This is a genomic window from Pseudomonas oryziphila, assembly GCF_003940825.1.
Classification (GTDB): Bacteria; Pseudomonadota; Gammaproteobacteria; order Pseudomonadales; family Pseudomonadaceae; genus Aquipseudomonas; species Aquipseudomonas sichuanensis.
On sequence record NZ_CP034338.1, the window covers coordinates 2,800,928 to 2,821,447 of the forward strand.

Below are 20,520 nucleotides of genomic sequence, written 5' to 3' on the forward strand. Positions count from 1 at the left end.
ACAGGAGCACAGCAATGACTACCTCACCTGACGACAAACGCCCACAGCCAGACCCGGCCGAAGACAACGCCTTCTTCCCCTCGCCGTATTCCCTCAGCCAGTTCACGTCCAGCAAGTCCGACCTCAGCGACGCCGACTACCCAGCCCCTTATAAAGGCGGGCGCTGGAAAATCCTGCTGATCGGTGCCGATGAGCGCTACCTGCTCACCGACAACGGCACGCTGTTCTCCACCGGTAACCACCCGGTGGAAACCCTGCTGCCCATGTACCACCTGGACAAGGCCGGCTTCGCCTTCGACGTGGCCACCCTGTCGGGCAACCCGGTCAAGTTCGAATACTGGGCCATGCCCGGTGAAGACCAAGAGGTGCTGGGCCTGTTCGAGCGCTACCGCAAGGCGTTCAAGCAGCCACGCAAGCTGGCCGAGGTACTCGAAGGTTCGCTGGCCGACTACATAGGTGTGTTCATCCCCGGTGGCCACGGTGCGCTGATCGGCCTGCCGCACAGCAAGGAAGTCGGGCAAGTGCTGCAATGGGCCGCCGATAACGACAAATTCGTCATCAGCCTGTGCCACGGCCCGGCCGCGTTGCTGGCCGCCGGGCACCTCTACAAGGGCTACAAGATGTGTGCCTTCCCCGATGACCTGGATGCCAAGACCCCGGACATCGGCTACATGCCCGGCCACCTGACCTGGAAGTTCGGCGAGCGCCTCAAGGCCTGTGGCGTTGAAATCATCAACGACGGTATTTCCGGCGCCGTTCACCAGGACCGCAAGCTGCTCACCGGCGACAGCCCGCTGGCGGGCAATGCGCTGGGCAAATTGGCCGCCGCGGCGCTGCTCAAGGCTGGCAACGGCGGGTGATCGGCACGCTTGCTACCACAGTGGCGCTCTGGGCGGTTCAGCCCTCGTGCGCCACGCTCAACACCACCTTGCCGATATGCCGGCCCGACTCCATCAATGCATGGGCCTGGCTGGCCGCCGCCAGCGGCAGGGTGGCGTGGATCAGCGGCTTGACCGCGCCACTGTGCACGTGGTGCCAGACCTGAGCCTGCAGCTCGGCGAGAATTGCCGCCTTGTCGTCGGCACTGCGCGCGCGTAGGGTCGAGCCGATATGGGTCAGGCGCTTGGTCAGCATGGGGAACAGGTTCACCTCGCTGGCCGGCCCCTTGATCACGCCGATCTGCACGATGCGCCCGTCCATGGCGGCGGCCTGGAAGTTCCGCGCCACGTAGTCGCCGGCAATGATATCGACGATCACATTTACGCCCTTGCCCTCGGTGTGCAGCATCACCTGCTCGACGAAGTCTTCGCGGGTGTAGTCGATGGCCACATCGGCGCCCAGTTCAAGGCTGGCGGCCTGCTGGGCTGCGTCCTTGACCGTGGTGAAGATTTGCCTTGCGCCAAAGGCCTTGGCCAGTTGGGTGGCGGTGGTGCCGATGCCCGAGGCGCCGCCGTGGATCAGGATGCTGTCGCCGGCCTTGAAACCGCCGCGCTGGAACAGGTTGACCCATACGGTCATGAAGGTTTCCGGCAGCGCCGCCGCTTCGATCATGCTCAGCCCCTGGGGCAGGTGCGCGGTGGTGCGCTCATCGGCCACGGCGTATTCGGCATAGCCGCCACCGGTTACCAGGGCCAGCACGGCATCGCCGAGGGCGAAGCGACTGACCTGTTCGCCCAGTGCCACCACCTTACCTGCGATTTCCAGGCCGGGAATGTCCGAGGCACCCGCGGGCGGATCGTACAGGCCCTTGCGTTGCAGCAGGTCCGGGCCGTTGACGCCGGCGGCGTGGACCTCGATCAGAACTTCGCGCGGGCCAGGCCGTGGCGTGTCGCGGGTGGTCGGCTGCAGCACCTGCGGGCCGCCGGGCTGGGTAATCTCGATGGCAGTCATGTGGCGGGGGAGGATGTGACGCATGGTGACCTCTGTCATTCTGAACAACGTGCCGCACAGGGTAGGCAACAACCTCCCGGCGGTCGCGCGGCGTTTTTGCGGCGCACCGTTGCAGATTTTCTTCGAGGAACGCGCTGATGAATTGGGATGACGCACGCATGCTGCTGGCACTGAGCCGCGAACGCACCTTGCGCCGGGCGGCCCGGGTGCTGCGGGTCGATCAGGCCACGGTGGGGCGGCGGGTGGCGGCGCTGGAGGCCGACCTGGGCTCGACGCTGTTCCTGCGTACGCCCGCGGGCTATCAATTGACCGCCAGCGGCGAGCTGGCGGCGGAACTGGCGCAGCAGATGGAACGCGCGGCGCTGGAATTGGCCGCACGGCTGCAGGGCACCGACAACGAGTTGGCCGGTGAGGTGCGGATAGCAACCACCGATTCGCTGGCCTGCGACTTTGTCTTGCCGGCACTGGCGCAATTGCAGCAGAGCCATCCGCAGATCCGGGTGATCCTTGCCAGTGGCTCGGAGCTGGTCAACCTGTCCCAGCGCGAAACCGATATCGCCATCCGCAACCTGCGCCCCGACAACCCGGACCTGGTCCTGCGCAAGCTGGCCAGCTGGTCGCTGGGCCTGTTCGCCAGCGACAGCTATGTGCAGCGCTGTGGCGAGCCGGGCGAGGGCGAGGGTTTCAGCGGTCATGAGCTGGTGGTCTACGAGCCGTACTGGCGCGGCAACCCGTCACCGACTTTGGTGGATGAGCCGATAGGCCAGGCGCGGGTGGCGCTGGCGGTCGGCTCGAACCTGATGTTGCGGCGGGCGATCGCCAGCGGCTTGGGCGTCGGCGAAATCCCCATCGAGCTCGGCGAGCGCGACGGCCTGCGCCGGCTGTGGCCGACCCGTGCGCGACGCAAGCCCTATGAGGTGTGGTTGGTCACCCATCAGGACTTGCGCCACACCGCACGGGTGCGGGTGGTGATCGAGGCGCTGGTGCGTGCCTTCGCCATGCCTTCGGCTGGCTGACGAAAGCACCCGTTCAGCTGCGCACGAACGCCAGCAGATCGGCGTTGATGGTCTCGGCATGAGTGGTCGGCATGCCATGGGGGTAGCCCTGGTAGAGCTTGAGCGTGCCGTTGCGCAGCAACTCGGCCGAGCGCACCCCGGCGTTTTCATAGGGCACGATCTGGTCGTCATCGCCATGCATCACCAGTACCGGGATGTCGATACGCTTGAGGTCTTCGCTGAAGTCGGTCTGGGAGAAGGCGACGATGCCATCGTGGTGCGCCTTGGCGCTGCCCATCATGCCCTGGCGCCACCAGTTCAGGACCACCCCTTCGTCCGCTTTCGCCCCGGGCCGGTTGTAGCCGTAGAACGGCCCGGCGGGCACGTCGTGGAAGAACTGCGCGCGGTTGGCCGCGACCTGGGCCTGGAAATCATCGAACACCGATTTCGGCAGGCCGCCGGGGTTGCTCTCGGTCTGGACCATCAGCGGTGGCACGGCGCTGATCAGCACGGCCTTGGGCACCTTGTCCTGGGGATGGCGGGTGAGGTAGCGGACCACCTCGCCACCGCCGGTGGAATGGCCGACATGCACGGCGCCCTGGCTACCGAGGTGGTTGACCACGGCTGCCACATCGTCGGCGTAGTGGTCCATGTCGTGGCCATCCCACACTTGGCTTGAGCGGCCATGGCCACGGCGGTCATGGGCGATCACTCGGTAGCCCCGTGCCAGGAAGTAGAGCAGTTGGGCATCCCAGTCGTCGGCGCTGAGCGGCCAGCCGTGGTGGAAGTGAATGGCCTTGGCGTCCCGTGGCCCCCAGTCTTTGTAGAAGATTTCCACGCCGTCTTTCGTCGTGACGTAGCCCATGATCGCTTCTCCTATGTGATGAGCCTGCGCAGGCAGCCTGAGTTGTCAGGCCGTCGAACAACTGTAGGAGCAAACGGCGTTTGCCTATGACCTTTCGTCTTGTAATGAACCCCGCGCGGGTGCAGAATTCACGCCAATTACGTAATACGTACCACGCTACGAAGTATCGGAGACAGCATGGCCCGGGCCGGCATCAGCAAAGCGCAAGTTCAGCAGGCTCAGCAATCGCTGATCGCCAGGGGCGAGCATCCCACCATCGATGCAATACGTATCGAGCTCGGCAATACCGGCTCTAAAACCACCATTCACCGGCACCTCAAATCCCTTGAGCAGCAGCCCGTCGGGCTGGCTGATAGCAGCAGCCTGAGCGAGCCGCTGACGCGGCTGGTCGCGCAACTGGCGGCGCAACTGCAAAAAGAAGGGCAGGCGCGCATCGACGCGGCCGAGGCGCAGCACAACGAACAGTGCGCGCAGTTGCAGCTGCAACTGCAACTGAGCCAGCGCGCATTGGCCGCTGCCCATCAGCAGCACCAGGTTCAGGCCAGTGCCTTGCAGGCCGCGTCGGACAAACTGGCCACCACCCAGGCCAGCCTGCAGGCGGAACTGTTGCGCAGCGCCAGTCTTGATCAGGCGCTCGGTGAGCTGCAGTTGCGCCTGGCCGACAAGGACGCGCAAATTCGCTCGCTTGAAGACCAGCAGCGGCGTGTCGACACCCAGGTGCGGCAGTTGCAGGGCCAGTTGCAAACCCTGCAGCAGGGTGGCATCGCCCGTCAGGAAGAGCTGACCCGCCTGCACCGCGACAACGAACGCCTGCTGGCCGAGCAGCGCCAGGCGGTTGCGCAATGCACGCTGCTTGACGGCCAGCTGGAGCAACGCGATGCCCAGGTGCAGGGCTTGCGCGCGATCCTTGCTCAGGCCCAGGGTGCCGGCGAAGAGTTGCGCCGTCAGTGCGCCGAGCGTGACCAGCAACTGGCCCAGCTGCGCGCCATCCAGCAGGGGGCTGCGCCCCCCTGAGCTGCCACCGGGCAGGCTATAGTCATTGCCGTCGAGAGTTGGATGACAAGGGATCCAGATGTGCGCAGCCAGGAAGCAGACTGAGGAGGGCGCCTTTGCCGTGACCGGCGAGGGCCGTGCCGTGGCGTTGTTCCGCCTGGTGCTGGGTTTCATGGCCGTGGTGATGTTGGCCTTCATGCTGATCGAGGGCTGGCGGATCTGGCGCGATTACCGCCAGGCCTTTTTCAACGCCGAGAACGCGGTGACCAACCTGGCCCGGGCCACCGCCCAGCACGCCGAGGATGCCATCCGCCAGGTCGACGCCATTACCGCGGCGCTGGCCGAGCGCCTGGAAGGCGATGGCTTCGAGCACATCGACCGGCCGCGCCTGCATGCGCTGCTCAAGCAGCAGGTGCAGATCATGCCGCAACTGCACGGGTTGTTCGTCTACGCGCCGGACGGCAGCTGGGTGGTCACCGACCAGGACGTGGTGCCGGCCAATGCCAACAACGCCGACCGTGACTATTTCATCTACCACCGCACCCACGCCGACCGCCAGGTACGCATCGGCGAGGTGGTGCGCAGCCGCTCCACGAATGACCTGATCATCCCCATCTCGCGCCGCCTGGACTACCCTGACGGCCGCTTTGCCGGGGTGCTGCTGGGCACCATCAAGGTCGATTGGTTCGTGCGCTATTACGGCGACTTCAAGATCGACGAGCGCGGCGCCCTGGTGCTGGCCAAGCGCGATGGCACCATCCTCGTGCGCCGGCCATTCGTCGAGCAGGTGATCGGCCGCAGCCTGGCGGGCAGCGATATCTTCCGCAAATACCTGCCCTATGCCAGCGAGGGCGTGGCCGAGGCGGTGGCGGTGGTCGATGGCACGCCACGCTTGTATGGATTTCGCGCGTTGTCGAGCTACCCGCTCGTGGTGGAGGCGGGGTTGTCCCGCGAGTCGATCATCGCGCCGTGGCGCCACGACATGCTCAAGTCGCTGGTGGTGCTGGTTTTGCTGTTGGTCGGGGTGGCCGGCTTTGGCTGGGTGGTGCTGCGTCAGTTACGCGAACGCATCGTCATCGAGCGGGCGTTACACCAGGCCCACCAGACGCTCAAGGCGCTGGCCCTCACCGACAGTTTGACCGGGCTGGGCAACCGCCGGCGGCTGGACGCGGTGCTGGAGCCGGAGCTGCGTCGGGCGCGTCGGCAGGGCTATGCGGTGGCGCTGGTGATGCTCGACCTCGACTATTTCAAAGCCTACAACGACCGCTATGGGCACCTGGCCGGCGATGAGTGCCTGCGCCGTTTTGGCGGGCTGTTGAAGCAAGTGCTCAAGCGCCCGGGCGACCTGGCGGTGCGCTATGGCGGCGAGGAGTTCACCCTGTTGCTGCCCAATACCGATGCCCAGGGCGCCAGCCAGATCGTCCAGGAAGTCCTGCAACTGCTACGCCGCCAGGCCATCGAACACGCTGGCAGCCCGCTGGGACAGGTGTCGGTCAGCGCCGGCATCGCCGTGGGGGCGCCCACCCTGGAGGCGGTGACACCAGAAAACCTGATGGCTGCGGCGGATGCGGCGCTGTATCAGGCCAAGCACCAGGGCAGGGACCGGTTTTGCCTGGCGGGCAGTGTGGAAGTCGGTGTGCAGCCCTGAGCGTCTAAACGGCTAGCCGCATGGCACAACGATCTTCAAGCCCATGCGCCCGTTCGCCTGCCAATATCGATTTGAGGCGCTGATCCAGCGCTTCATCCCCCAGCCGTTCGAACCCATAACGCTGGTAGAACGGCCCATTCCACGGCACTTCGCCAAAGGTGGTCAGGGTCACTGCCTGCAGCCCGAGCTGGCGCGCCGCTGTTACCGCCCGATCCAGTAACTGCCGGCCAAGGCCTTGGCCCTGGGCGTCCTGGCGGACCGACAGCTCATCGATGTGCAGCACCGCGCCGACACGGTTGGCACACAGGAAACCCAATGGCCGGTCCTGCGCATTCACCGCCACCCAGCTGGTGCCCGCCAGGAAAAATTCGGCATGCGCTGCTTCAGCCATGGCCTCGCTGTCGGCCAGCCAGGCCAATGTCGGGTACTGCCTGAACGCCTGGGCGGCGGAGCGTTCGATGGCGGGCAGCAGGGGGAGGTCGGTGGCGAGGGTAGGGCGAACGGTCATGGCAGGGGCTCGAGGTGGGTAGTGGGATTGTGCCCTAAAGCCAGAGGTGATCAAGATCGATGCTGGCCTGGGCCGGCCTCATCGCTGGCAAGCCAGCTCCCACAGGGTTATGCGATCGAGGTAGGAGCAGCTGTATTTGTAGGAGCGGCCGTGCAAGTTCGTTGTGTGGGAGCTGGCTTGCCAGCGATGAGGCCTGTCGAGAGTGCTTGCATTGTAATTGTTATAACGTAACATTTACTACTCTCACCGACCAAGGTCTCCCTCCGTGATCCGCAGAAACCCCTCCGGCCATCTCCCCGAAATCGCCGCCTCGGCCTACATCGACCACACCGCGATCATCTGCGGCAAGGTGATCATCCACGACAACGTGTTCGTCGGCCCCTACGCGGTGATCCGCGCCGACGAGGTGGATGCCAGCGGCGACATGCAGCCCATCGTCATCGGCGCCAACTCCAATATCCAGGATGGCGTGGTGATCCACTCCAAGTCCGGCGCCGGCGTGCGTATCGGCGAGTTCAGCTCCATTGCCCACCGCTCCATCGTGCACGGCCCGTGCGAGGTCGGCGACCGGGTGTTCATCGGCTTCAACAGCGTGCTGTTCAACTGCAAGGTGGGTGACGGCAGCGTGGTGCGGCACAACTCGGTGGTAGATGGCCGCGACTTGCCGGCGCGTTTCTACGTACCGCCCACCGAACACATCGGCCCGCACACCGACCTTGCCAGCTACCCGCCGGTGAGCGTTTCGGCCTCGGAGTTCTCCGAGGACGTGGCGCGCACCAACATCGACCTGGTGCAGGGCTACAAGGCCCTGCACAACGAGTTCTGAGCATGGACAGGCTGCTGGTACGCAATGCCCGGCTGGTCAACGAGGGGCGTGAGTTCGACGCCGACTTGCTGGTGCGCCGCGGTCGCATCGAGCGGATCGACGCAAGCATCGATAACGTGCGCGCAGATCGGGAGATCGACGCCAAGGGCGCCTTCCTGCTGCCGGGGATGATCGACGACCAGGTGCATTTCCGCGAGCCGGGCGCGCCGCACAAAGGCAGCATCGCCAGTGAGTCGCGGGCGGCGGTGGCCGGGGGCATCACCAGTTTCATGGACATGCCCAACACCAGCCCGCCGACCCTGACCCGCGAGGCCCTGGCCGACAAGCGGCGCTGGGCGGCGGCGGGGTCGCAGGCCAACTATGGCTTTCACTTCGGCGTCAGCCGCGACAACCTCGACACCATTGCCGCCCTCGACCCACGCGAGGTGGCCGGGATCAAGGTGTTCATGGGGGCGTCCACCGGCAACCTGCTGGTGGACGACCCGCAGGTGCTGGAAAAACTGTTCGTCTATGCGCCGACCATCGTGCTTGCCCATTGCGAACACACGCCCAGCATCCTCGACAACGAGGCCTGGTGGCGTGACCGACACGGCGAATTCATCCCGCCGGCCGCGCATCCGCTGATTCGCGATGCCGAGGCCTGCTATCGCTCGTCCAGCCTGGCCGTCGAGCTGGCCAGGCGCTTTGGCACCCGGCTGCACGTGCTGCACCTCACCACCGCGCGGGAGCTGGCGTTGTTCGAGCCCGGCCCGCTGGCCGGCAAGCGCATCACCGCCGAGGTGTGCCTGCACCACCTGCATTTCGACGACAGCGACTACGCCAGCCTCGGCCACCTGATCAAGTGCAACCCGGCGATCAAGACCGCCAGCGACCGCGAGGCGCTGCGCCGGGCGCTGGCCGAGGACCGCATCGACGTGATCGGCACCGACCATGCGCCGCACACGCTGGAGGAAAAGCGCCGCACCTACAGCCGCGCGCCGGCCGGCTTGCCGCTGGTGCAGCACGCGCTCCCGGCGGCGCTGGAGCTGGTCAGTGAGGGGGCCTTGAGTTTGCCGCAGGTGGTGCGCAAGACCAGCCACGCAGTGGCCGAGCTGTTCGCCATTCGTGAGCGGGGCTTCTTGCGTGAAGGGTATTGGGCCGACTTTGCCCTGGTAGAGCGCCTGGCTGCACCGCGCCCGGTGGCGGCCGATCCGGTGCTGGCCCATTGCGGCTGGACGCCGTTTGCGCAGCGCAGTTTTCACCATGTGGTGCGCAGCACGGTGGTCTCCGGGCAATTGGCTTGGCATGAAGGGCAGGTGCAGGACGGCTGCCAGGGGCTGCCATTGATGTTCGAGCGCTAGCCCAACCGCCGGCGGCGCGGTCGGTGTGGGAGCTGGCTTGCCAGCGATTGGGGCGCAAAGCGCCCCCCAAATTTCACAGGAGTACACCAATGACCGAAGACGAACTGCTGCGCCAGCCTGTCAGCGCTTACATGAACGAACCCCAACGCCAATACTTCCGCAACCTGCTGCTGGCCGAACGCGACGCGCTGCAGGCCCGCATCGACCAGGAATTCCGCGCCCTGCGCGAGCAGGAGGTGCACAGCGACCCGGCCGATATCGGCAGTGCCGAGGAAGAACGCCATTGGCAGCTGCGCTCGCTGGAACGCGAAAAGAAGCTGCTGGACAAGATCGACCAGGCGCTGGAGCGCCTGGCCCGTGGCGAGTACGGCTGGTGCGAGGAAACCGGCGAGCCGATCGGCCTGCGCCGCCTGCTGCTGCGGCCCACCGCCAGCCTGAGCATCGAAGCCAAGGAGCGCCAGGAGCTGAGGGAGCGGCATCTGCGCCACGACGCTTAATCGCTGTTCAGCGCCAGGGCCTGCAGCTGCCAGCGCACCGAGCTCACGCCTTTCTCCAGGCTCACCCGGCTGACCAGGCGTTCCAGCGTGGCGGGTGCCTGCGGGTTGCCCAGCAGTTCGGCACGCACTTCCAGGCGCGCCGGGTCAGCCAGGTCCTCACTGTGCAGCGACTGCAGGCGCAGGCCTGGGTCGCTGAGGCTGTGCAGCATCAAGCTGCGCACCTGGATCTCGTCCTCGGCGCGGCAGACGATGCGCACTTCGAAACGCTGCTCGACCTCGCTGGCCGGCACCACCTCCTGGCGGTCCAGCCGTTGGGCGATGTCACGCAGCAGGATATTGGCGCACAGCACCACCAGGCTGCCCAACGCGGCCTCCAGCAACAGGCCAAGGCTGCACAGCACCCCGACCGCGGCGGTGCACCAGAGGGTGGCTGCGGTGTTCAGGCCGCGTACGTTGAAGCCGTCGCGCATGATCACGCCACCGCCCAGAAAGCCGATGCCCGACACCACATAGGCGGCGATGCGCGAGGCATCGCTGGGGCTCATGCCCGGCACGGCCTGGGTCATCAGCACGAACAGGCAGGCGCCAGTGCTGACCAACGCGTTGGTGCGCAGGCCGGTCAGGCGCTGACGCAGTTGCCGCTCGGCGCCGATCAGCGCGCCGAGTACCAGGGCCACGCTCACGCGCAGCAGAAAGATTTTCCAATCCATAGCGAACCTCGTTCCACAGGCCTTGGCCCATGCAGGCGCCGCTTGCACGGCGGCGCGGTTGAAAACGGTGAATGCGCAGGACCACGGGCCGGCACGCCAACGAAGTGGCGGGGCGGGGAAGAGGAGGAAGGGTAGGTCGTCAAAGACCTGAGGAAACCACCGTCTACCGAGTGCGGCGAGACAGTGGCAGGGACACTGCCGGACTAGCTCGCCATGTGGGCCTGTCGCAAGCGACTGGGGCTACTGTCCAATGCAGGGGTCTCCTGTGCGGGGGATGCTTGAATGCGCGGCGGACCTTACGCCTTGAACCTGGCAGGGTCAAGGCTGGGAGCATGACAATTGTGTTACGGCGGGCGCGTGCAGGTGGGCGGCCTTCATGGAACATCGGCGCTGGGCAATGGTACCCTTGCGCTTTTCGTTGCCAACCCCCGGACCGTCCCATGCTGTTCAATCTCGCCGTGCTGTTCGGCACCCTGGTGGCCATGGAGGGCGTCGGCACGCTGGCCCACAAGTACGTCATGCATGGCTGGGGCTGGTGGCTGCACCGCTCGCACCATGAACCGCAGCTGGGCATGCTGGAAACCAATGACCTGTATCTTGTCGCCCTGGGCTTGATCGCCACGGCGCTGGTGGCACTGGGCAAGGCCGGGCACGCGCCTTTGCAGTGGGTGGGCGGCGGCGTGGCGGGGTATGGCGTGGCCTACGTGCTGGCCCATGACGGCTTTTTTCACCGGCATTGGCCACGGGCGCCGAAGCCGGTCAACCGTTACCTCAAGCGCCTGCATCGGGCGCACCAGTTGCACCATGCGGTGAAAGGCCGCCAGGGCAGTGTGTCGTTCGGGTTCTTCTATGCGCCGCCGTTGCGGGTTTTGAAACAGCAGCTCAAACGGCGTCGGGGCTGACTTATCGCGGGGCAAGCCCGCTCCCACGTTGCAGCCACTGAACTTGAGCGTGGGAGCGGGCTTGCCCCGCGATGGGCTCAGTTCGCAGGTTGGCCAGCTGCCTTCTCCACCCCATGGCCCCGGCTCACCCACCAGCCAAAGGCCCCTGCGGTAAAGAACATGATCAGGCTGTAGATCGCCGCTGGCACTGCCATGGTCGCGTTGTTCAACAGCGAAGGGCTCAGTGCCAGGGCAATGGCCAGGGTGCCGTTGTGGATGCCGATCTCCATGCCGATGGCGATCGCCTGGCGTTTCGGGATGCTCAGCAGCCGTGGCAGCCAGTAACCCACCCCCAGGCTGAGCACGTTGAACAGCAGCGCGGCACCACCCACGATTGGTGCGTACTCGACCACCGTCTGCCAGTCCTTGGCCAGCGCCAGGACGATGGTGAAGGCCAGGAACAACGCCGCCACCAGCTTCATCGGTTTTTCCATGCGCGCGGCAAAGCGCGGTGCCCAGTGGCGGATCAGCATGCCCAGCGCCACCGGCAGCAGGACAATGGCGAACACCTGCATTACCTTGGCGAATTGCAGCGGGATGGCTTGGTCCGACTCCATGAACCAGATCAGCGACAGGTTGACCAGCAGCGGCATGGTGAGGATGGCGATCAGCGAGTTCACGGCCGTGAGGGTGATGTTCAGGGCCACGTCGCCATGGGCCAGGTGGCTGAACAGGTTGGCGGTGGTACCGCCAGGGGAGGCGGCCAGCAGCATCAGGCCCACTGCGAGCGCCGACTCCAGGCCAAAGCCGTTGGCGATCAGGAAGCACACCAGGGGTAGCAGCAGGATCTGGCAGGCCAGGCCGATGACCACGGGTTTGGGGTATTTCACCACCCGGGCAAAATCGGCCAGGGTCAGCGACAGCCCTAGGCCGAGCATGATGATGCCCAGGGCCAGGGGCAGGATTGCGGTGAGCAGCGGCGAGGCAGTCATGGGTGGTCTCTCGGGCGAAGGATCCCGAGCAGTCTAGGTGGCGGCTGAACGATAGCTAATCGCAAAGGGCCATACTTGGTAACCATTTATTACCAAAGCCACGGGCACAGCGGCCCTGCGTCGCGTTGCGATGCTGCGCCTGGCGCAGTAGCATCTGCGTTTTGCCGAAGGATTAGCCTGTCATGCCGTTCCAGCAAGGTCTGCTTGCCACCCCGGTGCCGGCCCATGCCCGCCACCTGTTCTTCGCCCTCGATTGCCATGAGGCCTTGCCATCCGTGCTCGACCAGCTGATCGCCGAAGTCGATGGGCAGAGCCTGATCCTGTGCGTCGGCGCGCCGCTGGCCAAGGCCCTGGGCCGCGAAGTGCCGGGCCTGCGCAGCTTCCCGCAACTGGACGCCGTGGTGGAGAACCCGGCGACCCAGCACGCGCTGTGGTTGTGGCTGCGTGGCGAGGAGCGTGGTGAGCTGTTCCTGCGTGCCCAGGCGCTGCAAGCGATGCTGGCGCCGGCGCTGCACCTGGTCGATAGCGTTGATGGTTTCCTGCACCGCGGCGGGCATGACCTGACGGGGTACGAGGACGGTACGGAAAACCCGGTGGACCAGGACGCGGTCGATGCCGCCATCGTTCCAGGTGACGCACCTGGCCTGGCGGGCTCCAGCTTTGCCGCGTTCCAGTTGTGGAAGCATGACCTGAACTATTTCAAGGCGCTGCCGCAGGAAGAGCAGGACAACATCATCGGGCGGCGCCTTAGCGACAACGAGGAGCTCGATGACGCGCCGGAGTCGGCGCACGTCAAGCGTACGGCCCAGGAGAGCTTCGAACCCGAGGCGTTTGTCGTGCGGCGTTCGGTGGCTTGGGCCGATGAGCGTGGGGCGGGGCTGGCGTTTGTTGCGCTGGGCTATTCGCTGGATGCGTTCGAGGTGCAACTGCGGCGTATGAGCGGGTTGGAGGATGGGGTGGTTGATGGGCTTTACCGCTTCAGTCGGCCTTTGAGTGGGGGGTATTACTGGTGTCCGCCAATGGGTGAGGCGGGGGCTGATTTGCGGGTTTTGTTGGGGTGATTCTGGTTGCCATTTGCCATTTGCCATTAGCCATTAGCCATTAGCCATTAGCCATTGGTTTGTTGGTTTTGAAAGTTGTATGCGCATTCATTTGCGATGTCGACGCGTAGTCACCTTTCCGCCCTTACGGCGGCCTACTTTGGTCTTGGCCAAAGTAGGCAAAGCCGCTCGCTCCCATCATACGGCCCCTACGCTGCGCTTCGGGGTCCCTTCGCTCCGGCGTCCTCCGGGCCCGCGCGGCCTCCGACTTGCTGCGCAAGTCTACATCTCGCGCCTTCGGCTACGCCGAAGGGTGCTGCGCACCAGGGCCCTCCAGACGCCTACGCTCAGCCTCCTTAAGTCGCGAAGTTAGGGGCGGCGCCTGGGCTGGCGTTAGCTGTCGCTAGTTGGATGGGTTGGGAGCTCAGGATTGCAATCGCTGGCAAGCCAGCTCCCACAGGTTAGTGCGAACTTTTAAACTTGCGCTGTACCTGTGGGAGCCGGCTTGCCGGCGATAGGGCCCGAATAAACAACACATAAACAACAGCCAAACCTAGATAGCCGCATTACTGCTCTTGATCTGCTCTTGATCTGCTCTTGATCTGCTCTTGATTTTGCTTCTAAGCGCGCGATAGTCCAGGCAACACAAATTGCGACTTCAGGAGGCCGAGTGGAGGTGACTGGAGGGCCCTGGTGCGCAGCACCCTTCGGCGTAAGCCGAAGGCGCGAGATGTAGACTTGCGCAGCAAGTCGTAGGCCGCGCGGGCCCGGAAGGCACCGGAGCGAGGGGACCCCGGAGCGCAGCGCAGGGGCCGTATGATGGGAGCAGGCGGTTTTGCCTACTTTTTCCAAGAAAAAAGTAGGCCGCCGTAAGGGCGGAAAGGTGACTAAAAGTCGCCATCGCCGCTGAATGCGCATACATCTATCAAAACAAGCACTCTGAAAGCCGAAGCCGAAGCCGAAGCCGAAGCCGAAGCCGAAGCACCCACCTACACCCTCAAAACGGCACCGCCACCGTCAACTGGCTATAAACATTGGTCCCACTCCCCACCTGATTCCCCCCATTGCTCTCATCCCTGCGCGGCTTGAACAACCCCACCAGCGGCGTAACGATCAGGTGCTCATTCACCGCCCACTCCACATACAGATCCAGCTCCTGGGCATCGAGATCGAGCGTGTCCCGCGTACGCACCGTATTGAAGTCAAAGAACAACGCCCCGACCGTGACGTTGTCCCGTGGCGTGGCCTTGAGCCCGATATGGTGAATCCCGCTATTGGTATTGAACGGCCCGGCATAGTTGCCCGCCACTTCACCCTGTATCCAGGTGCCATAACCACTGGAAAGCCCGGTAAACAGCAAATCCCAGCCTGCTGAATAACGCGTGTAGCGGTAGGTCAGTTGCGGCGCCCAGGGCGCCTCGGCGAAGGTGTAGCCCGCCTCGGCGTACCAGGCCGTTTCGTGGCCGCCACGCTTGTCCTGCCAGGCGTACTCAAAGGCAAGCCGGGTGTTCTCAAGCCCGGCACTGCCTTCGCCACGCAAGCTGTAAACGTCCATGCCTTCGCGGGCCTTCTGGAACTCGCTGGCCCACTGGTCGGCAACGTCGATCCCGTGGATGTAGGTCAAACCCAGGGTGCCGAGCTCATTGGTGTAGTCCAGGGTCCCGGCAGCCAACTCGGTCTCGGCCTGCGCTCGGTTATCGGACTTCAACCACAACACACTGCCGTGCAGCCCCTCGTTACCGCCCAGGCGCAACATGGCCGTGCGATCGAACGCGTGACGGGCACCCAGGTAGAAGCCACCACCGCGGTTCAGCTGGCCATCGGCCGGGCCCTTGCCGAGGTTGGGGCCGTCATCGTTGATCAGGAAACCGTTGCCCAGCTTGATCACCTGGCGGCCGCCGGAGACATCCACGCCATCCTTGCCCAACAGCGGGAACAGGTCGCCCGAGCGCCAGCCCAGGTAGGCATCCTCGATCTTGGTGGTGCGTTCGCTGCCATCCTGGTTGCCGCCGGCATCGCCATCGCCCCAGGCACCGGAACTGACCCAGTTCAGCGCGCCATACAGGCTGCCATTGCCGGCCAGGCCCTGGTCGCCGCTCATGCCGTACTTGATGAACCCTTCGCGCCAGGTCGAGCCGCCGGGGGTGCCGTCGTAGTTGTGGCGGCTGTTGAACATGCCCCACACCGCCAGCATGTCGGCGTTCAGGTGGGTGTCGTCGTCGGCATACAGTTCGTAGGCCGAGCTGGCCTGGCCGTTGACCAGCAGCGCCAGGGCGGTGGCCAGCGCGGTGCGACGTGGAGTGAGACGCATGGATCGTTCCTCGTTTGTTGTGTGCGGTCTTGAGTGCCGCGTTGTTGTGGAGGCAGAGGTGTCTGAAGCGACGGGCCATTAGCGCGTGGAACGCCGGGGCGGGTCTTGCCCGTGGCTGCCAGCCCACTTGCACGTCGCCGCCAGGGCAGCTCAGGGGCTGGCCAGGGTTTCGGGCAGGGTGGCGCCGCCATCGACGATCAGGGTCTGGCCGGTGATGTAGGCCGCCGCGTCCGAGGCGAGGAACAGCATCGCCGCCGCGATATCGCTGGGTTCGCCCAGGCGCCCGAGCGGCACCCCGGCCGCGATCCGCGCATTGAGGGCCGGGTCGCCGAGGTTGCCCATGGCCGGGGTGCGCACCATGCCCGGTTCGACGCCGTTGACCCGCACGTTCAGGGGGGCCAGCTCCAGCGCGGCATTGCGGATGAAACCATTGACCCCGGCCTTGGACGCGGCGTAATGGCTCAGGCCTGGGTAGGCCACCCGCGGGCCGGTCACCGATGAGGTGGCCAGCACGCAGCCGCTGCCCTGTCGACGGAACAACGGCAACGCCGCCTGGGTCAGCCAGAACAGCGCGCCCAGGTTGACCGCCAGCGTGCGTTGCAGCAGAGCCGGGGTGATGTCGGCGAAGGGTGTGAGCGGAAAATACGCCGCGTTGTGTACCAGCACGTCCAGGCGTTCCAGCCCGGCCAGCAGGGTTGCGATTGCCTGCTCGTCAGCGAGGTCCACGGCCAGCCCCTCGACCTCATGGCCCAGGGCGAGCTGCACCTTGACCACCTGGCGCAGTGCCGCCGGGTCGAGGTCCACTGCAATCACCCGCGCTCCAGCATGGGCAAACCCCTCGACGATGGCCTGGCCGATGCCACCCGCAGCACCGGTCACCAGCACCGTGCGCCCTTGAAAATCGAAGCGGGCGCTCATGGCTGTGGCGCCAGGCGGGTGTAAGGCAGGGTGGGCACATCGACCACGGTCGCGCCGCCGTCGGCGGTGAGTACCGCGCCGGTGACGATGCTCGCCGCCGGGCTGACCAGGAACTCGCACACGGCGGCGATCTCGTCGCTGCTGGCCGGGCGACGCAGCGGCACGTCGGCCGTGACCCTGCGATAGGCCGCGTCGAGGTCTTCCTGGTGATGGGCCATCAGCACCTGCATTTCCTCATCGGCCATGGGCGTGCGCACCCAGCCTGGGCATACACAGTTCACCCGTACGCCGGCCGGGCCGTAGTCGCGGGCCAGCGAACGGCTCAGGCCGACCAGTGCGTGCTTGGCCGTGGTGTAGCCGCACACTTCGGGCCCGGCTGCCAAGGACGCGATGGAACCCAGCAGCACCAGGCTGCCGCGCCGCCGCATCAGCAGCGGCAGGCAGGCGCGAGCAGTTTGGAAGGCGCTGTCGAGGTTGCTGCGCAGTGCCGCCTGCCAGGCTTCATCACTGGTCTCGGTGGCCCGACCCAGGCCATGGCCGCCGGCGCAGGCGATCACGGCGTCCAGCCCGCCGAAACGCGCATCCACCTGTTCGATGAAGCCGCGCCAGGTGGCGCTGTCGGCCGCATCACCCGCCAACACCAGGCCTGCGGTGGCCTGGGCGACACGCTCCAGCGCCTCGCGGCGACGGCCCACCAGCGCCACCTGCCAGCCCTGGGCTGCCAGGCGCAGGGCGCAGGCTTCACCGATGCCGCTGCCGGCCCCGGTGATCAGTACGCTGCGGCTCACTGCGGGTACTCCGTGCGGTTGACCACCCGGCAATACGACGACACGGGGAAGTTGGCCAGGGCATCGAAGCTGCCGCCCTCGTAGCCGAAGATCTTGCCGTCGCTGCGGTGCTGCTGCAGGTCGATCATCACCAGGCCCAGGGTCGGCACGATCTTCTCGCACCAGACGAACAGGTACAGCTGCTCGGCAATCTTGTAGTAATGAGCACGGTCGGTGTCGCACAGCCCCTGCTCGACACCCTTCAGGCACTGCCAGCTGTAGTAGTCGGGGTTGAGGTAGATGTGTTCGTACTCCTCGGTCGGGCTGTAGCGGTAGTGATTGCGCAGGCCTACCAGCTCGCGGGTCGGCGCGTGCGGGCAGGCACCGTCCTGCCAGGGGCGGTCGAGGGTGCCGTGCAGGAACCTGGCCTCGACGCCGGTCAGTGCCTCGCCGGCCAGGGCCAGGTCGTACAGGCCACGCTGGCTGCGGGCCTGGCCCGGCAAGCGGCCAAGCACGGCAGTGAAGGATTGGCTGAGGGTGTCGAGCACCAGCGACACCGACCAGGCCTGGCCGCCTTCGTGCTTGATGAAATCCACCAGGTAGATGCCGTCGCGCACCGAGGTGGCGCGGTAGCTGGCCGTGCCCTGGCTATGGCCGTCGGCGGCGTGCCAGTGCAGTTGATCAGTGTCGAAACGGTGCTCGATCAGCCAGCCATTGGCGAAGTGCAGGGTGAGGCTGCGCCCGCTCAGGTCGGCGCGTTGCGGCAGGATGAAGGCTTGCGGGGCGAAGCCCTCGGCAAGGGCGCCTACGGTGATCCAGTCGGAGGGTTTGGACATGTGCGTGACTCCTGGGGTTTAGGTGCCCACAGGGTGCAACGCGGCGCGGCGGCCCGGTATCAACCGGAAGGTTGAGTCACAGGAACAGCAACGCCACCAGCTCGGTGCGGTTGCTCACCCCGAGCTTGCGGAACAGGTTGATCAGGTGAGTCTTGACGGTGGGCAGGCCGACCTCCAGCGCCCGGGCGATCAGCTTGTTGCTGTGGCCTTGGCGCAGCAGTTCGGCGATCTGCCGTTCGCGGGGGGTGAGTTCGACCGCTGCCGGCCTTGGCGCCATGGGCTGGCTGGCCACCGCCAGTTGCATCAGCCCGTGCAAGGGCAGCAGGCGCTGCAGCTCGTCAGGGCGAAACTCGCCCTGGCTTGCGCAACGCAACAGCGACACCCCGGCCAGCGGCTGGCCGCCGACCTGGGCAATGATCTCCACCACATCCACCACCTGGTGTCGGGCCAGGAAGCCCCGGTAGGTGTTGCCCTGGGCTTCGGGCAGGTGGGCCAGGCCCTGGCGCAGCGATACCACCGGCGTGCCGATGGCCAGGCAGCGCGCCGGTTGCAGTGGGTCGTAGGCGCGGTAGTGCTGCAAGTAGCGCGCATGCATGGGCGCCTGCAGGTCCTGCAACAGGAAATCGCAGGCCTGCTGCCTGGCATCGATGCGGTAGAACGCCGCCAGCGCCGCCGGCACCTGCTGGCTGAACGCCTGCAGGCAGTATCGGCCCAGGTTGTCGTGCAGGTTCAATAGCGGATCATCACGGACTTGAGCTCGGTGAAGTCGTCGATGAACGCCGAGCCGAACTCACGTCCGATGCCGGAGGCCTTGATGCCGCCGAAGGGCACCGCCGGGTCGAGCAGGGTGTGCATGTTCACCCATAGCGTGCCGGCCTGGATCTCCGGGATCAGGCGCATGGCCTTGCCCAGGTCGTTGCTCCACAGGCTGGCGGACAGGCCGTAGGGCGTGGCGTTCATCAGGTGCAGCAGTTGCTCTTCGTCGTCGTACGGCAGGAAGGTCGCCACCGGGCCGAAGGTTTCCTGGTTGAGCAGGGTGTCGGCGGCACTGTTGGCGAGGATCACCGTAGGCTCGACAAAGCAGCCTGGGCCGTCGCCGATACGCCCGCCGTGGATGACCTGGCTGCCTTCGGCGCGGGCGGTGGCGAACAGCTCGGCCAGTTTGAGCTGGTGTGGCTTGTTGGCGACCGGGCCGAACTGGGTGCTCTCATCCAGCGGCGAGCCGGTTTTCAGCTGCCCCAAACGGTGCGACAGCGCTTCGAGCATTGGCTCGATCCGCGAGCGATGGACAAAGAAGCGCTCGCCGGCTGCGCAGATCTGCCCGGAATGCAGGAAGCCCGCCTCGATGATGCCGTCCACCGTCTTGTCGATGCCGACATCGGGCAGGAACGCCACCGAATTCTTGCCACCCAGCTCCAGGGTTGCGCGGGTCAGCTTGGCGCCCATGGCTGCCTGGCCGACGGCGATGCCGGTGGGCACGGAACCGGTGAACGACACCTTGTCGGTGCCCGGGTGCTCGACCAGCGCCTTGCCCACCAGGCCACCGCCGGTCAGCACGTTGAGCGCGCCTGCTGGCAGGCCGGCATCGGTGGCCAGTTCAGCGATACGCAGCAGGGTCAGCGGGGTGAACTCGCTGGGCTTGAGCACGATGCTGCAGCCGGTGGTCAGGGCCGAGGCGAGCTTCCAGATGGCGATCATGGTGGCGAAGTTCCACGGCACGATCCCCACCACCACGCCGACCGGCTCTCGCAGGGTGAAGGCGCTGTAGCGCTCGCCAGCGAACGAAGGCAGCGACGGGGTGATGGTCTGGCCGGTGATCTTGGTCGCCCAGCCGGCGTAGTAGCGCAAGAAGTGCGCGGCCTGTTCCACCTCGAAGGCACGGGCGATGTTGATCAGCTTGCCGGATTGCAGGGTTTCCAGCTGGGCCAGCTCTTCGCGGTTGGCTTCGAGCAGATCAGCCAGCTTGAACAGCACCGCGGCGCGGGCGGCGGGGCTGGTGCGCGACCAGGCGTTGAAGCCTTGGCGGGCGGAGTCGACTGCCAGCTCGACATCGGCCTGGCAGGCGTCGGCCACTCCGGCGATGGCCTCGCCATTGGCCGGGTTGACCACCTTGATCCTGGCGCTGGACTGGCTGGCGATGGCCTGGCCGTGGATGTACAGGCCGTGGTGGCGTGCGAGGAACGCAGTAACTCTGGGGAGGAGGGGGATTTCGCTCATGCTTTGGGCTCCGCAAGACAGTGTTCAATCGCGGGGCAAGCCCGCTCCCACACAGCTTGGATTGCAACCTGAGCAGATGGCGTGGGAGCGGGCTTGCCCCGCGATGGGGACGTATTCATATCCCGAGCCTAACGCCAGCGTTCTCAGTGTTCTTGCCTACCCCTGCCACCCCCATGACCCTGCCTGCCAGCCACAAAGCCGCCCCATGAAAAATACAATCCGAGGTGCGGAAGTTGCATTTTCCAGTCCACCCCAGGCTCCCATACTGACCCGGCATTCATCAGCG

Annotated in this window: 21 protein-coding genes; 10 read left to right on the forward strand and 11 right to left on the reverse strand. The window is 65.7% G+C overall.

Going from position 1 to position 20,520, the window contains the following annotated elements; translation table 11 throughout:
• The first annotated feature begins 14 nt into the window (after positions 1-14).
• The gene (hchA, locus tag EJA05_RS13005) at positions 15-860 is read left to right on the forward strand and encodes a glyoxalase III HchA (protein ID WP_125858536.1); all 846 of its coding nucleotides are present in this window, start codon (positions 15-17) and stop codon (positions 858-860) included.
• 37 nt (positions 861-897) lie between these two features.
• Here the strand turns inward: hchA and EJA05_RS13010 are convergent, their stop codons facing one another.
• Positions 898-1,890 carry an NAD(P)H-quinone oxidoreductase gene (locus EJA05_RS13010; RefSeq protein ID WP_125861308.1) on the reverse strand — a complete coding sequence of 331 codons (993 nt, stop codon included), beginning with the start codon at positions 1,888-1,890 and terminating at the stop codon, positions 898-900.
• A 22-nt stretch (positions 1,891-1,912) separates the two neighbouring features.
• On the opposite strand from EJA05_RS13010, the gene EJA05_RS28560 reads away from it, so the two are divergent.
• Both EJA05_RS28560 and EJA05_RS13015 read left to right on the forward strand, forming a co-directional pair.
• Positions 1,913-2,041, forward strand: coding sequence for a hypothetical protein (locus tag EJA05_RS28560; protein ID WP_258646458.1), 129 nt, complete (start codon positions 1,913-1,915; stop codon positions 2,039-2,041).
• Complete coding sequence (locus EJA05_RS13015; protein WP_125858537.1) at positions 2,028-2,906, forward strand: LysR family transcriptional regulator; 879 nt, start codon at positions 2,028-2,030, stop codon at positions 2,904-2,906. Before EJA05_RS28560 ends, EJA05_RS13015 begins: the two co-directional genes overlap by 14 nt.
• A 13-nt stretch (positions 2,907-2,919) precedes the next feature.
• Here the strand turns inward: EJA05_RS13015 and EJA05_RS13020 are convergent, their stop codons facing one another.
• A complete protein-coding gene (locus EJA05_RS13020; protein ID WP_125858538.1) occupies positions 2,920-3,750 on the reverse strand; it encodes an alpha/beta fold hydrolase in 831 nt (276 codons plus the stop codon).
• Positions 3,751-3,927: 177 nt separating this feature from the next.
• Here EJA05_RS13020 and EJA05_RS13025 point away from each other — a divergent pair, with 177 nt between their 5' ends.
• Both EJA05_RS13025 and EJA05_RS13030 read left to right on the forward strand, forming a co-directional pair.
• Complete coding sequence (locus EJA05_RS13025) at positions 3,928-4,764, forward strand: DNA-binding protein (protein ID WP_125858539.1); 837 nt, start codon at positions 3,928-3,930, stop codon at positions 4,762-4,764.
• Between the two features lie 58 nt (positions 4,765-4,822).
• Positions 4,823-6,391, forward strand: coding sequence for a sensor domain-containing diguanylate cyclase (locus tag EJA05_RS13030; protein WP_125858540.1), 1,569 nt, complete (start codon positions 4,823-4,825; stop codon positions 6,389-6,391).
• A 4-nt stretch (positions 6,392-6,395) separates the two neighbouring features.
• Here EJA05_RS13030 and EJA05_RS13035 read toward each other — a convergent pair whose 3' ends face one another.
• Positions 6,396-6,899, reverse strand: a complete 504-nt coding sequence (locus EJA05_RS13035) for a GNAT family N-acetyltransferase (protein ID WP_125858541.1) — start codon at positions 6,897-6,899, stop codon at positions 6,396-6,398.
• A 265-nt stretch (positions 6,900-7,164) separates the two neighbouring features.
• On the opposite strand from EJA05_RS13035, the gene EJA05_RS13040 reads away from it, so the two are divergent.
• From EJA05_RS13040 to dksA, 3 genes are all read left to right on the forward strand, one after another.
• Complete coding sequence (locus EJA05_RS13040) at positions 7,165-7,725, forward strand: gamma carbonic anhydrase family protein (protein ID WP_125858542.1); 561 nt, start codon at positions 7,165-7,167, stop codon at positions 7,723-7,725.
• A gap of 2 nt (positions 7,726-7,727) precedes the next feature.
• Complete coding sequence (locus EJA05_RS13045) at positions 7,728-9,065, forward strand: dihydroorotase (RefSeq protein WP_125858543.1); 1,338 nt, start codon at positions 7,728-7,730, stop codon at positions 9,063-9,065.
• Between the two features lie 89 nt (positions 9,066-9,154).
• On the forward strand, positions 9,155-9,562 hold the full coding sequence (gene dksA / locus EJA05_RS13050) for an RNA polymerase-binding protein DksA (protein WP_125858544.1): 408 nt from the start codon (positions 9,155-9,157) through the stop codon (positions 9,560-9,562).
• Here dksA and EJA05_RS13055 read toward each other — a convergent pair.
• A complete protein-coding gene (locus EJA05_RS13055; protein ID WP_125464000.1) occupies positions 9,559-10,272 on the reverse strand; it encodes an MgtC/SapB family protein in 714 nt (237 codons plus the stop codon). The two genes, dksA and EJA05_RS13055, sit on opposite strands and share 4 nt — an antisense overlap.
• A 440-nt stretch (positions 10,273-10,712) precedes the next feature.
• Between EJA05_RS13055 and EJA05_RS13060 the strand changes: the two genes are divergently transcribed.
• The gene (locus tag EJA05_RS13060) at positions 10,713-11,174 is read left to right on the forward strand and encodes a sterol desaturase family protein (protein ID WP_125858545.1); all 462 of its coding nucleotides are present in this window, start codon (positions 10,713-10,715) and stop codon (positions 11,172-11,174) included.
• A 77-nt stretch (positions 11,175-11,251) separates the two neighbouring features.
• On the opposite strand, the gene EJA05_RS13065 is transcribed toward EJA05_RS13060, so the two are convergent.
• Positions 11,252-12,145, reverse strand: coding sequence for a bile acid:sodium symporter family protein (locus tag EJA05_RS13065; RefSeq protein WP_125858546.1), 894 nt, complete (start codon positions 12,143-12,145; stop codon positions 11,252-11,254).
• Between the two features lie 182 nt (positions 12,146-12,327).
• Here EJA05_RS13065 and EJA05_RS13070 point away from each other — a divergent pair, with 182 nt between their 5' ends.
• Complete coding sequence (locus EJA05_RS13070; RefSeq protein WP_125858547.1) at positions 12,328-13,206, forward strand: Dyp-type peroxidase; 879 nt, start codon at positions 12,328-12,330, stop codon at positions 13,204-13,206.
• A gap of 976 nt (positions 13,207-14,182) precedes the next feature.
• On the opposite strand, the gene EJA05_RS13075 is transcribed toward EJA05_RS13070, so the two are convergent.
• From EJA05_RS13075 to EJA05_RS13100, 6 genes are all read right to left on the reverse strand, one after another.
• Positions 14,183-15,496, reverse strand: a complete 1,314-nt coding sequence (locus EJA05_RS13075; RefSeq protein WP_125858548.1) for an alginate export family protein — start codon at positions 15,494-15,496, stop codon at positions 14,183-14,185.
• Positions 15,497-15,646: 150 nt separating this feature from the next.
• A complete protein-coding gene (locus EJA05_RS13080; protein WP_125858549.1) occupies positions 15,647-16,414 on the reverse strand; it encodes an SDR family oxidoreductase in 768 nt (255 codons plus the stop codon).
• Positions 16,411-17,202 (reverse strand): SDR family NAD(P)-dependent oxidoreductase, encoded by a 792-nt coding sequence (locus EJA05_RS13085; RefSeq protein WP_125858550.1) that lies wholly within the window; start codon positions 17,200-17,202, stop codon positions 16,411-16,413. The genes EJA05_RS13080 and EJA05_RS13085 overlap by 4 nt, the downstream gene beginning before the upstream one ends.
• Positions 17,199-18,017, reverse strand: coding sequence for a molybdenum cofactor biosynthesis F family protein (locus EJA05_RS13090; protein WP_125858551.1), 819 nt, complete (start codon positions 18,015-18,017; stop codon positions 17,199-17,201). Before EJA05_RS13090 ends, EJA05_RS13085 begins: the two co-directional genes overlap by 4 nt.
• A 76-nt stretch (positions 18,018-18,093) precedes the next feature.
• Positions 18,094-18,750, reverse strand: coding sequence for a helix-turn-helix transcriptional regulator (locus tag EJA05_RS13095; RefSeq protein WP_125858552.1), 657 nt, complete (start codon positions 18,748-18,750; stop codon positions 18,094-18,096).
• Entirely contained in the window at positions 18,747-20,234 is a 1,488-nt protein-coding gene (locus EJA05_RS13100) for an aldehyde dehydrogenase family protein (RefSeq protein ID WP_125858553.1), read from the reverse strand. Before EJA05_RS13100 ends, EJA05_RS13095 begins: the two co-directional genes overlap by 4 nt.
• Positions 20,235-20,520: the final 286 nt, after the last annotated feature.